The sequence below is a fragment of the Bacillus mesophilum genome, from assembly GCF_008923265.1.
Lineage (GTDB): Bacteria > Bacillota > Bacilli > Bacillales > Cytobacillaceae > Cytobacillus > Cytobacillus mesophilum.
In genome coordinates this window covers 369379-382701 of the sequence record NZ_WBOT01000001.1, presented here as the reverse complement: position 1 = coordinate 382701, position 13323 = coordinate 369379, and the positions used below count along the sequence as shown (strand labels likewise).

Genomic DNA, 13323 nt, shown 5'->3' with positions numbered 1-13323 from the left:
ATGTCTTTTGATGGTTTATTTACAAGGGCGATGACAAAGGAATTGTCAGAGTCATTAACAGGCGGAAGAATCAACAAGGTTCATCAGCCTTATAAAAATGAGATTATATTAATGATCAGAGCGGGCGGAAAAAATCATAAACTCCTGCTTTCAGCACATCCAAGCTATGCACGCGTTCAGCTCACAAATGAAGCATACGATAACCCTTCCACACCCCCAATGTTTTGCATGCTGCTGCGCAAGCATCTGGAAGGATACATTTTAGAAAATGTTCACCAAGTTGAACTGGACCGGATTATCATTTTTGAGGTTAAAGGAAGAAACGAAATCGGCGATGTCTCAAGTAAACAGCTTATTGTAGAAATTATGGGACGTCACAGTAATATTACGCTTGTTGATAAAGAAAGAAATATGATTCTGGACAGCATCAAGCATGTATCCTTTGCCATCAATAGCCACCGCGCCCTTTTGCCTGGCCAGGAATACAAACTTCCGCCTGCACAGCATAAAGCAAATCCCTTTGCTGCAAATGAAGATGATATTTTAAGAAAGATCGATTTTAACAGCGGGAAAATTGATAAACAGCTTGTTGCAGCTTTCAGCGGTCTGTCACCTTTGCTTGCTAAAGAAGCATTGTTCCATGCAGGACTTGCAAACCGGACGACCATACCAAAAGCTTTCATAACACTTTTGAAAAAGGTGGAAGAACACGCCTATTCACCTGCTATAACAGTGAATGAAAACAAAGAAAGCTTCTATTTGTTTCCGCTCGAACATGCCAACGGCCAATCTTATTCTTTTCCATCCTTAAGTGCAATGCTTGACCGTTTTTATTTTGGAAAAGCGGAGCGCGACCGGGTAAAGCAGCAATCAAGCGATTTGGAACGTTTTATGCAGACGGAAAAAGAGAAAAACGAGAAGAAAATTAAGAAGTTAGAACGCACATTAACAGAAGCTGCAAATGCAGATCAGCATCAGCTCTTTGGAGAGCTCATTACGGCAAACATGTACAGCATCGAAAAAGGCATGAAAAGCGTAGAAGTGATTAATTATTATGATGAAAACGGCGCAACTGCTGAGATTCCGCTTGACCCTAAAAAAACGCCTTCAGAAAATGCGCAAAGCTATTTTAAGAGGTACACGAAAGCGAAAAACTCCATTGCTATCGTGCATGAGCAAATTGACAAAGCAAAGGAAGAAGCGGCATATTTTGATACCCTGCTGCAGCAAATCCAAACAGCTTCACCAAGGGATATCGAAGAAATACGGGAAGAGCTAATGGAAGAAGGCTATATCAAGCAAAAGCAAAAACGAAACGGCAAAAAACAGCAAAATGTCAAACCTACTCTAGATACATACACAGCTGGGGATGGAACAGAAATACTGGTTGGCAAAAACAACAAACAAAACGACTACCTAACAAACAAACTTGCTGGCCGTGATGAAATCTGGCTTCATACAAAGGATATCCCTGGTTCACACGTGGTAATCCGCACCAAAGAGCCTAGTGACGAAACGATCCTTGAAGCGGCTGTCCTTGCTGCATACTTCAGTAAAGCACGCAGCTCCAGCTCTGTTCCAGTTGATTACACACGGGTTCGCCATGTAAAAAAACCAAATGGAGCCAAACCAGGTTACGTAATCTATGAACAGCAGCAGACTGTTTATGTGACACCTAGTGAGGATGAGGTTTTGCGGTTGAAAAAATGATTAGAGATGTTGTGTGAAATAGAGTTTGGGTAGGCAATTCTTGAAAAACGTTTATTAATTTGATTTGGGAATTAGAATCCAAGAGTCATTCCTGATATGGTCTCAACCATGGAAATTTAGGGATTAGAATCCAAGACTCATTCCTGAAACGGTTTCTACCATGGAAGTTCGGGAATTAGAATCCAAGACTCATTCCTAAAACGGCCTCAACCCTGGAAGTTCGGGAATTAGAATCCAAGAGTTATTCCTGATATGGTCTCAACCCTGGAAGTTCGGGAATTAGAATCCAAGACTCATTCCTGAAACGGCCTCTACCATGGATGTTCGGGAATTAGAATCCAAAAGTAATTCCTGAAATGGCCTCAACCATGGATGTTCGGGAATTAGAATCCAATAGTAATTCCTGAAATGGCCTCAAACATGGATGTTCGGGAATTAGAATCCAATAGTAATTCCTGAAATGGCCTCAAACATGGATGTACGGGAAACATAACCGAAGTGTAATTCAGCGATCGGACTTAACCATGAAGGCTCGCGAATTAGAACCGACGATAATTCCCTAAAACTGTCAGCGTAGTGTTTAAGAGTTTCTTTCAATAAGGGGCAGGAATAAAGTTAATGAAAAATTTTCAAGCGTAAAAACAAACCGTAATTTTGAATTATTATATCAAAATTACGGTTTTTCTATTTTTACCTGAGTGGTCAACTCATTTCATTAACTCTCTTTGTATTTAGAGGAAAAATAAATATTCCAAAGAAAATATAAATTAACAAATTCTTTTAACTTTTAAGTAGGCTCATTCAAGTTAGATTAGACATAAAAAAGAAAGGGGGAAATCATTTTTGCCTGAACATGAAGATTTAGAATATATGATTCATCAACTCTATAATGGCCATTATCTGGAGGTATATCTATTTCTTGTCTGTTTTTCTGGAAATCAAAATGATGCAGAGGATTTAACCTAAGAAGTATTTATTCGCATCTTACACAATTCTTCTACTATACACAGTTTAGATCACATTAGAACATGGATTTTTTCAATTGTAAAACATGTTGACATTGATCACTAAGTGAAGTGTCAGGATAGTTAAGATGAGGACCGCTAAATATAAATTTAATTTCTACAAAGGAAAATTATGTTATTGTTGAATTAACAAAATTCCTCTCAGGGAGGGGCTTTATAATTGAATTTTGTGGATGATTTAGCAGGGGCGATATTTGATATTTTTAAAAACATTATAGGGTCGATTAGCTATTTACTTACAGGAATAATAATTGTTGCTGTACCAATGTATTTGATAGTTTGGATATTTGGTTGATTTCAGTAATCATAATTAGTATCAATATAAATCTCACTCTTTTTTTGAGTATAGGGACAGCTTTCCTGTAATTAGAGAAATCTTGCTTATGAAAGAAACGGGACCGCTTAGTTCAATAATTGGTAAAGTTCAATAAAAATAAATGGCAGGAGATTGGAATGAGAGTCTTATTTGAGTTAATACGCATAATCTTCATTTTTGCCATTGTCGGTGGCTTACTAGGGAATTTTTTTGGACGGGTATATTTAGAAATTGGTATTGATACTGAAAAATATGGTTGGATGGGTTTTCTGGCTATTTTTATTCTGTTTTTCGTACTGTATCGAAATAAATTGCAATTTAGCGGATGGTATAAAGGAGAAGGTAGAGAAAAACTGCCGAAAATAGTTTCTCGAATCCTTATTTTTAGTTCAATTATTCTTATATTATTACCTCCGTTTATAAATTTCCACTTTAACTAACATGTGCTTAAATTAAATAAAACCATCATATCAAAGAAGAAAAAAAGCTTGAGGCTGCTAAGTTCCCTCAAGCTTTTACTATACGATTGTATTATTTTTCACCTTGTTATTCGCCATTCAATAATCTATGTTATTTATGGAACATTTTTAAATTTCCCACGTTACCGAAACTACTTAACAAGTATTCACTTTATTATGACTGAACAGCCTTCCCCCAAGCTTCCGGGTCTTTTCTCCATTGTGCCAGGCTTTTCACATCTTTTTCTTCGATATGACCTTTTGCCTCGGCCAATTCTGCTAGTGTTTCAAAATCACTTAATGCATGGGCAGTTACGCCAGCAGCACCCAGCTTTTCTGTACCAGCTGTCAGTCCATATGTAAAGATTGCAGCAACACCAAGCACTTCTAGTCCTTCTTCGCGCAATGCTTCGACAGCTGTAATTGCACTGCCTCCAGTTGAAATTAAGTCTTCAATCACTACGACCTTTTGGCCGACTGTAGCTTTGCCTTCAATTTGTTTGCCTTTTCCATGTCCTTTTGCCTTTGAGCGCACATAACACATTGGCAAATCCATCAGGTCACTTACCCAGGCAGCGTGCGGGATGCCAGCTGTAGCTGTGCCTGCGATTAATTCCGCTTCTGGGAATTGTTCTTCAATGATTTGTTTTAAGCCGGCTGCCACTTGTTTGCGCACTGCTGGATAAGACAATGTTAAACGGTTATCACAGTAAATCGGCGAGCGCAGTCCAGAAGACCAAGTAAATGGATCGTTTGGACTTAGAGCAACGGCCCCAATATCCAGTAAGCTTTGCGCAATTTCTTTTTTCATTGTAGTACGCCCTCCCATTGTGATTTCATTTGTTTATATTTTTCAAGCGGATTAGGATCGTTCGTGATCGACCTGCCAACTACAATTGCTGAAGCGCCTGCCTCTTTTGCAAATGCAGGTGTAGCGATTCTTTTTTGATCACCCTGTTCATCAGCTGCGGTGCGGATTCCAGGAGTCACGGTTAAGAATTCACTGCCGAGCAGCTTTTTAATTTCCTCTGATTCATATGCCGAGCATACGACTCCATCTAAGCCTGCTTCTTTCGTTAAGCTAGCATATTGTAAGACAGATTCTTTCAAGCTGGCTGTAATAAGCTGCTCTTTTTGCATTTGTTCTTCAGATGTACTTGTCAGCTGGGTAACTCCAATTAAGTGTGGACGTTTTTGGCCAGATGACGTACCTGCCTCTAAACCAGCAAGTGCTCTCTCCATCATTTCCTTCCCGCCGGCAGCATGAACATTCACTAGATCGATCTGCAGACGAGCAAGGCGTTCCATCGCTTTTCCTACTGTGTTCGGAATATCATGAAGCTTTAAATCCAGGAAAATTTGGTGGCCTTTTTCTTTTAATTCTTGGACAATCCTCGGCCCTTCCTGATAAAAAAGCTCCATCCCTACTTTTAAAAACAGCTGTTCATCGTTAAACTTTGAAAGAAATCTGTTCACTTCTTCTTTTCCTGTAAAATCAAGCGCGATGATAAGCGAGTTTTTCATGTTTGCCCCAGCTCCTTCCTGTACATTCTGAAATATGATCAAATCCTAATTCCTGCAACAACACTGGAAGTTCTTCAATGATCTTCGGACATACAAATGGATCGACAAAGTTGGCTGTTCCAACGGCTACTGCACTTGCACCTGCATAAAAGTACTCAATCACATCTTCAGCACTCTGTACCCCGCCCATGCCGATGATTGGCAGTGAAACATGCTGGCTCACTTCATGAATCATTCGAATCGCAACTGGTTTAATAGCTGGACCTGATAATCCTCCTGATTTATTCGCAAGGATCGGCTGAGCCGTTTTCAGATCAAGACGCATGCCCAATAAGGTGTTGATCATCGTTAATCCGTCAGCACCGCCGTCTTCAACTGCTTTCGCCATCTCCACAATGTTCGTCACATTAGGGGAAAGTTTGACGTAAACTGGAACTTCCGAAACTTCCTTCACCTTTTTTGTTAAGTTTTTTGCCACCTCTGGGATCGTACCAAAGGCAATGCCGCCTGTTTTCACATTCGGACAAGATATATTTAATTCGAGGGCATGCACGTTTTTCGCTTTCGAGATTTCCTTTGCAACTTCTACATAATCCTCTTCCAGCGAACCAGCAACATTGGCGATAATCGGAACATCAAATTGTTCTAACCAAGGCAGTTCTTCATTCAGCACTTTATCCAATCCCGGATTTTGCAGGCCGATTGCGTTGAGCATGCCTGCTGTTGTTTCTGCTACACGAGGAGTTGGATTGCCAAAACGCGGTTCAAGGGTTGTTGCTTTGATCATGATCGCGCCAAGCTGATTTAAGTCATATAAACCGCTGTATTCTCTGCCAAAACCAAAGCAGCCGGATGCAGGCATGATCGGATTTTTTAAGGAAAGACCCGGCAAGCTGATTTCTAATGATTTCATAGAACAACCTCCCCTGATTTAAAGACGGGACCGTCACTGCAGACTTTTTTATATGTGTAGCCAGTTGGATCATCCGCTGTATGGCAAACGCAAGCAAAGCACGCACCAATGCCACAGCCCATCCGCTCCTCAAGTGATAAGTAAACCTTTTTATTCTTTCCATAAGAAGTTTCCAGAGCTCTTAGCATCGGAGTGGGTCCGCATGCGTATAGGATATCAAAATTTACATCCTCGTTTGCTATAACATCTGTAACAAATCCGGCTGTTCCATAGCTTCCATCTGCCGTTGCAATATAGGTTTCACCTAAACTCTTAAAATACTCTTCATAAAAAACAGCTTCTTTATTTTGAAAGCCTAAAATATGTGTAACAGTGAAGCCGGCAGCTGTAAGACGCTTTGAAAGCTCATAAAGCGGAGGAACACCAATACCACCGCCAACCAGCAGAACAGTATCTCCCTGCTCACTCGCTTCTACTGGAAAACCATTCCCTAGTGGACCCAGTACATCTACAAAATCTCCTGAACTTTTTTCAGATAAAAGCTTTGTTCCTTTGCCTTCTGCACGGTAGATCATCGTAAATTCCTTGGTGTCCTTGCTGATGCTTGAAATACTGATCGGTCTTCTTAACAGTGGGCCGAATTCTCCGCCTGTTTTCAAATGAACAAATTGACCTGGTTCGTTCATTTCGCGGACAAGCTCACCACTAAGGGTGAGCTCATAAATATCCTTTGCTATTTGAGATTGGCTGACAACCTTACATAGCTCCTGTTTGATCATACGAGCACTGCCTCCTGTCCTGCCTCTGGATGGCTCATTGCTTCAGCAGAAAAGTTCATTGATTCAATTACTTGTAAAATCGCTGAAGCAGTATCAAGTGAAGTTAAGCATGGTACACCATTTTCAACAGATTCACGGCGGATTCGGAAGCCATCACGCTGCGGCTGCTTTCCTTTTGTCAGCGTGTTAATGACAATTTGCGCTCCGCCATTCCGGATGGCATCGAGCAGGTTCGGACCTTCAGAACCAATTTTGTCTGTTACATCAACAGGGATGCCGTTTGCTTCTAACACTTCAGCTGTTCCGCTTGTAGCCATGATTCTATAGCCGATTGAAACGAATCTTTTTGCAAGCTGCAGTGCCTCTTCCTTATCTTTGTCTGCAACCGTCATTAACACTGTACCAAACTTATGAATGTTCATACCGGAAGCAACAAGGCCTTTATACAATGCTTTTTCAAGTGTTGTATCCTTACCCATTACCTCTCCAGTTGATTTCATTTCAGGTCCAAGTGTAATGTCAACACGTCTTAATTTAGCAAAAGAGAAGACCGGAACCTTAACATATACGCCTGAACGTTCTGGTACAAGTCCAGTTGAATAGCCTAGTTCTTTTAATGATTCTCCCAGAATGACTTTTGTTGCCAGATTGGCCATTGGCACATTTGTTATTTTGCTTAAGAATGGAACGGTCCGGCTTGAACGCGGATTGACTTCAAGCACATACACCTCTTCTTTTGCGACAACATATTGAATGTTTAACAGCCCAACAATGCCTAATCCCTTTGCAAGCTTTTCTGTATAAGTGATTAGCTTTTCTTTTACAGCTGCAGAGATATTTTGCGGCGGGTACACAGCAATGGAGTCGCCTGAGTGCACACCAGCTCTTTCGATATGCTCCATGATTCCAGGGATTACCACTGTTTCTCCATCACAAATCGCATCCACTTCGATTTCTTTGCCTGTTAAGTAGCGGTCGATTAACACAGGATGTTCGGGATTTACTTTTACTGCGTTTTTCATGTAGTGCAATAATTCTTCCTCTTTATAAACGATCTCCATTGCTCTTCCGCCCAGAACGTACGATGGTCTTACAAGCACTGGATAGCCAATTTCAGAAGCGATCAGAACCGCTTGCTCAACCGACTTCGCTGTTTTTCCTTTTGGCTGCGGAATTTGCAGCTCTGTTAAGGCTTGTTCGAACTTGTCGCGGTTCTCTGCACGATCCATATTTTCAAGAGTTGTACCTAAGATTTTCACGCCTCTTGCCACTAATTGATCGGCAAGGTTAATGGCTGTCTGACCGCCGAATTGAACGACTACCCCTTCAGGCTGTTCAAGATCAATAATGTGCATGACATCTTCAATCGTCAATGGCTCAAAATATAGCTTATCTGAAATACTGAAATCAGTAGAAACCGTTTCTGGGTTGTTGTTGATGATAATCGCTTCGTAGCCAGCTTGTTTAATTGCCCATACAGCATGAACGGTTGAATAATCAAATTCAATTCCCTGCCCAATGCGGATTGGACCAGATCCTAAGACAATGACACTCTTTTTCTCTGTTACAATCGATTCGTTCTCTTCTTCATATGTGCCGTAGTAATATGGTGTTTCTGATTCGAATTCAGCAGCACATGTATCAACCATTTTGTATACCGGCATTAAATTCTGTTCTTTTCTCCACTCGTATACATCCAGTTCCGTGCAATTCCATAGCTTCGCGATCACTGAATCGGCAAAGCCCATTTCCTTCGCTTTTTTCGCAGTATCATACTGGAATGGATGATCCTTTACTTGTTGTTCAAAAGCAATAATTTTTGAAAATTTATGCAGGAAGAACAGGTCAATTTCACACCACTCATGAATGGTTTCAATTGTGATTCCGCGTTTTAATGCTTCACCGATATAAAATAAACGCTCATCACCAGCTTTTCTAATCCGTTTTTCCAGAAGGGCATCATTAATGCAGTCTGCATCATTTAAAGCCAGATGAAATACATTGGCCTCTAATGAGCGAATCGCTTTTAGAAGGGATTCCTCAAACGTGCGCCCGATTGCCATAACCTCTCCTGTTGCTTTCATTTGCGTTCCCAGTGTACGGTTGGCCGATTCAAATTTATCAAATGGCCAGCGCGGAATCTTTGAAACCACATAATCTAATGCTGGCTCAAAGCTTGCATATGTTTTTCCTGTAACAGGATTCATCATTTCATCCAGTGTCAGCCCAACAGCGATTTTTGCAGCAAGCTTTGCAATTGGATAGCCTGTAGCTTTTGAAGCAAGTGCAGATGAACGGCTTACCCTTGGATTTACTTCAATGATGTAATAATTGAAGCTATAAGGATCTAGGGCAAGCTGCACATTACAGCCACCTTCAATCTCAAGCGCACGAATGATTTTTAAAGACGTATTGCGCAGGAGCTGATATTCTCTGTCGCTTAAAGTTTGGCTTGGTGCAACGACGATCGAGTCGCCTGTATGAACGCCAACTGGATCAATGTTTTCCATATTACAAACTACGATTGCATTATCGTTTGAGTCACGCATCACTTCGTATTCGATTTCCTTGTAGCCGGCAATGCTTTTTTCAAGCAGACACTGTGTTACGGGACTATTTTTTAAACCGCTTGTAACAATTTCGATCAGTTCTTCTTCATCCTGGCAAATTCCGCCGCCAGTGCCGCCTAATGTATAGGCTGGACGGACAATAACAGGGTATCCGACACGCTCGACAAATGTATAAGCTTCTGCGAGATTGTGAATAATATCGCTCTCTGGGACAGGCTCACCCAGTTCATGCATTAAGTTTCTAAAAAGGTCTCGGTCCTCTGCTTTTTCAATTGCGGTTAGCTTTGTGCCGAGAATTTCAACTCCGCACTCTTCCAGCACGCCGGATTTCGATAATTCGACTGCTAAATTGAGTCCTGTCTGTCCGCCTAAAGTCGGCACAAGTGCATCTGGTCTTTCTTTGCGGATAATTCGGCTTACAAATTCAAGCGTAAGCGGTTCGATATAAACGGCATCTGCTATTTCTGTGTCAGTCATAATGGTAGCAGGATTGGAGTTTACTAGAATAACTTTGTAGCCTTCTTCCTTTAAGGCAATACAAGCTTGTGTTCCTGCATAATCAAATTCTGCAGCCTGGCCGATTACGATCGGGCCTGATCCGATGACGAGAATGCTTTTTATATCTGTACGCTTTGTCATTTGTTTACACCTTCCAATTTGTCAGATTCAATCATTGCTAGAAATTGTTCAAAAAGTCCATTTGCATCTTCTGGTCCTGGTGAAGCTTCTGGATGGTACTGGACCGTGAATGCCGGATAATCTTTATGTTTTAACCCTTCAATCGTGCCATCATTTAAGGCAATATGTGTAACTGCTAATCTTGTATTCTCTAAAGAGGTCTCGTTCACTGTATATCCGTGATTTTGAGAAGTCAGTGCAACCTTGCCTGTTGCTAAATCTTTTACCGGATGATTGGAACCGCGGTGTCCGAACTTCATTTTCTCTGTATTTGCTCCACAAGAAAGGGCAAATAATTGATGTCCAAGACAGATGCCAAACAATGGTACCTTTCCAAGCAAGCCCTGGATCATACTGATCGCTTCCGGAACATCCTTTGGGTCACCAGGTCCGTTAGACAGCATGACGCCATCAGGGCTTAGATTTAAGATTTCCTCAGCTGTAGTATGATACGGGACAACAATCACATCACAGCCTCTGTTATTCAATTCACGCAAAATGCCGTGCTTCATTCCGTAATCAACCAGTACCACTCTTCTGCCGCGGCCTGGACTTGGATAAGCTGTTTTGGTAGAAACCTGCTTCACTTGGTCTGTTCTTAGTGAAGTGGAGCGCAGCTTTTCGATCACATCTTCTGAATTTTCTTCTAATCTGCAGATGATTCCTTTTAATGTGCCGTACTTGCGAATGATTCTTGTCAGTTTTCTCGTATCAATTCCTGAAATGCCAGGGATATTGCGCATCTTAAGAAAATTGTCCAATGAGCGTTCATTGCGCCAGTTGGATGGGAAGTCTGCTGCTTCCTTGACGATTAACCCGCTGATGGCAGGGTTAATGCTTTCAAAATCGTCGCGGTTAATGCCATAGTTTCCGATTAAAGGATATGTTAAGGTTACAATCTGTCCGCAGTAAGATGGGTCTGAGAGTATTTCCTGATAGCCGGTCATTCCAGTATTAAAAACGACCTCTCCGCTAAGCATTCGATCTCCGCCAAAGCCTTCTCCGATAAAAATCGTTCCATCTTCTAAGATTAATTGTCTTTTCATGATGTCACACGCTCTCTTTCCCATACAATTTTTCCTTCTGAAATCGTCATAGCTGGATAGCCCGTGCATTCCCAGCCTGCAAATGGTGTGTTTCTTCCTTTTGATAAAAAGGTTTCAGGTTTGATCTCTTCCGTTTGTTCTAAATCCAGCAATACAAGATCTGCCGCTGCTCCTGCTTCCAGCGTGCCAGATGCTAAACTAAAGGTTTCAGCTGGTTTTTTCGTTAGAAAATCAATCAGCTGCTGTAAGGATAGAATTCCTTTTTGAACTAAGTGCGTATATAGAAGCGGGAACGCTGTTTCCAAGCCTACGATGCCAAACGGTGCTAATTGCATGCTTTCCGCTTTTTCCTCGCTTGAATGCGGGGCATGGTCTGTTGCGATAAAATCAATCGTGCCGTCCAAAAGCCCTTCAATAAGTGCCTGTCGGTCTTCTGCTCCTCTTAGCGGCGGATTCATTTTATAATTCGTATCCAAAGATGGAATATCTTCATCACACAGAAGAAGGTGATGAGGTGTTACCTCCGCTGTTACTTTAATCCCTGCCCGTTTTGCATCTCTGACTACTCGGACAGACTCTTTTGTACTGATATGACAAACATGATAATGACAGTCTGCTGCTTCAGCGAGCAGAACGTCTCTTGCAATATGTACAGATTCACACACAGAAGGAATGCCATTTAATCCATTTTTCTCAGAAAAAATTCCTTCGTGGACAGATCCTTTATTAATTAAGGTATTTTCTTCACAGTGAGCCACAATCGCCATATTGACTGCAGCTGCTTTTTTCATTGCTTCTAACATCATTCCGGCAGATTGAATACCAACACCATCATCTGTAAAAGCAAATGCTCCAGCTTCCTTCAGTGCTTGGAAATCGGTTAATTCCTTTCCAGCTTCTCTTACTGTTATAGATGCATACGGCAGCACCTTCACGGCAGCACTTTCAGCAATTCTTTTCTGCATCCATTCCATTTGTTCCTTGCTGTCTGGCACTGGACGCGTATTCGGCATGGCTGCAACAGTTGTAAAGCCACCCCTTGCAGCAGCGTGTGTTCCTGTTTCAATCGTTTCTTTATGCTCACCGCCAGGCTCGCGCAAGTGGATATGCAAATCAATGAAACCAGGGGATAGGACTAGCCCGCTTGCATCAATATTTTGCTCGGCTTCGCTCTTGATCTCTTTTGCGATTTCGGCAATCTTTCCATCTCTGATCAGCACATCTGACTGCTGAAGCTCTCCTTCTTTAGTTAGCAACTGTGCATGTTTGATTAGAATTGACATAGTTTGCACTTCCTTTCCCATTTTCAATTGATCTTTTTAAAACAGCCATTCTGATGTATACACCATTTTTCATTTGCTTAAAAATTCTTGAGCGTTCACATTCTACTAAAGAATCTGCAATTTCGACGTCGCGGTTGACGGGTGCGGGATGCATTATGATGCTTCCTTTTTTCATGCGCTTCTCGCGCTCAAGCGTCAAGCCATATGCATGATGATAGTCTTCTGCTGTCATCCCTGACTGATCAGCATGTCGTTCGTGCTGAATTCTTAGCAGCATGACCACATCTGCCGTTGCGATTGCCTCATCAATATTTTCGTAGCTGCATTCTTTCATCATCTCTTCATCAAACCAAAACTCCGGTCCTGAAAAAACCACTTCTGCACCTAATCTAGTCAAACTTTCTGCATTTGATCTTGCCACTCGGCTATGACGGATATCACCGATGATCGCTACCTTTAGACCGGCAAATCCTCCGAATTCCTGCTTAATCGTCAAGAGATCCAGCAATGATTGTGTAGGGTGATGCCCGCAGCCGTCGCCGCCATTTAAAATCGCTACATCCGTTTTACCAGTTAATTGATCAAAATAGCGATCTTCTTGATGGCGGATGACGACGGCATTGACGCCGATCGCTTCTAAGGTTTTCACGGTGTCATATAGTGACTCACCTTTTGACACACTTGAAGTGCTTACTTCAAAAGGAATGATATCAAGGCCCAGCCTGCGTTCTGCTACTTCAAAACTGCATTTTGTTCTTGTGCTGTTTTCAAAAAACAAATTTGCCACAAAGGTTTTATTGGCAGGTGTCCATGTTCCCCCATCAATAAAATGCTGGGCGTCAGCTAAAATAATTTCTATCTCATGATTAGTAAGTTCAGTCATGGTCAGCAAATGATTTTCCATAGGTATAACCCCTTCCTTTTCCTCTTGATATAAAAATAAGCACCCTGACATTTTTGGTCAGGGTGCTGAAGAGTTGAAGGTTTTAGGCATACGGGTATACTTCCCCTGATATACCTA

General features: G+C 41.6%; 12 protein-coding genes. 4 read left to right on the top strand and 8 right to left on the bottom strand.

Annotation, left to right across the window (positions count from 1 at the left end; translation table 11 throughout):
* From F7732_RS01940 to F7732_RS01935, 4 genes are all read left to right on the top strand, one after another.
* Positions 1-1710 (top strand): Rqc2 family fibronectin-binding protein, encoded by a 1710-nt coding sequence (locus F7732_RS01940; RefSeq protein WP_151572015.1) that lies wholly within the window; start codon positions 1-3, stop codon positions 1708-1710.
* Between the two features lie 843 nt (positions 1711-2553).
* Positions 2554-2676, top strand: coding sequence for a hypothetical protein (locus F7732_RS23185; RefSeq protein ID WP_275670904.1), 123 nt, complete (start codon positions 2554-2556; stop codon positions 2674-2676).
* Between the two features lie 219 nt (positions 2677-2895).
* Complete coding sequence (locus F7732_RS23180) at positions 2896-3030, top strand: hypothetical protein (protein ID WP_275670913.1); 135 nt, start codon at positions 2896-2898, stop codon at positions 3028-3030.
* Between the two features lie 158 nt (positions 3031-3188).
* Positions 3189-3491 (top strand): hypothetical protein, encoded by a 303-nt coding sequence (locus F7732_RS01935; RefSeq protein WP_151572014.1) that lies wholly within the window; start codon positions 3189-3191, stop codon positions 3489-3491.
* A gap of 193 nt (positions 3492-3684) precedes the next feature.
* Here the strand turns inward: F7732_RS01935 and pyrE are convergent, their stop codons facing one another.
* From pyrE to F7732_RS01895, 8 genes are read right to left on the bottom strand one after another with little or no spacing between them, the layout of a single operon-like run.
* Complete coding sequence (gene pyrE / locus F7732_RS01930; protein WP_151572013.1) at positions 3685-4320, bottom strand: orotate phosphoribosyltransferase; 636 nt, start codon at positions 4318-4320, stop codon at positions 3685-3687.
* Positions 4317-5033 (bottom strand): orotidine-5'-phosphate decarboxylase, encoded by a 717-nt coding sequence (gene pyrF / locus F7732_RS01925; protein WP_151572012.1) that lies wholly within the window; start codon positions 5031-5033, stop codon positions 4317-4319. The genes pyrE and pyrF overlap by 4 nt, the downstream gene beginning before the upstream one ends.
* Positions 5005-5946, bottom strand: a complete 942-nt coding sequence (locus F7732_RS01920) for a dihydroorotate dehydrogenase (protein WP_151572011.1) — start codon at positions 5944-5946, stop codon at positions 5005-5007. The genes pyrF and F7732_RS01920 overlap by 29 nt, the downstream gene beginning before the upstream one ends.
* Positions 5943-6725: a dihydroorotate dehydrogenase electron transfer subunit gene (locus F7732_RS01915; RefSeq protein ID WP_151572010.1), complete on the bottom strand. Its 783-nt coding sequence runs from the start codon at positions 6723-6725 to the stop codon at positions 5943-5945. Before F7732_RS01915 ends, F7732_RS01920 begins: the two co-directional genes overlap by 4 nt.
* Positions 6722-9934 (bottom strand): carbamoyl-phosphate synthase large subunit, encoded by a 3213-nt coding sequence (gene carB, locus F7732_RS01910; RefSeq protein WP_151572009.1) that lies wholly within the window; start codon positions 9932-9934, stop codon positions 6722-6724. Before carB ends, F7732_RS01915 begins: the two co-directional genes overlap by 4 nt.
* On the bottom strand, positions 9931-11019 hold the full coding sequence (locus F7732_RS01905; protein ID WP_151572585.1) for a carbamoyl phosphate synthase small subunit: 1089 nt from the start codon (positions 11017-11019) through the stop codon (positions 9931-9933). The genes carB and F7732_RS01905 overlap by 4 nt, the downstream gene beginning before the upstream one ends.
* Positions 11016-12302, bottom strand: coding sequence for a dihydroorotase (locus F7732_RS01900; protein ID WP_151572008.1), 1287 nt, complete (start codon positions 12300-12302; stop codon positions 11016-11018). Before F7732_RS01900 ends, F7732_RS01905 begins: the two co-directional genes overlap by 4 nt.
* Complete coding sequence (locus F7732_RS01895; RefSeq protein ID WP_151572007.1) at positions 12265-13206, bottom strand: aspartate carbamoyltransferase catalytic subunit; 942 nt, start codon at positions 13204-13206, stop codon at positions 12265-12267. Before F7732_RS01895 ends, F7732_RS01900 begins: the two co-directional genes overlap by 38 nt.
* Between the last annotated feature and the right edge of the window lie 117 nt (positions 13207-13323).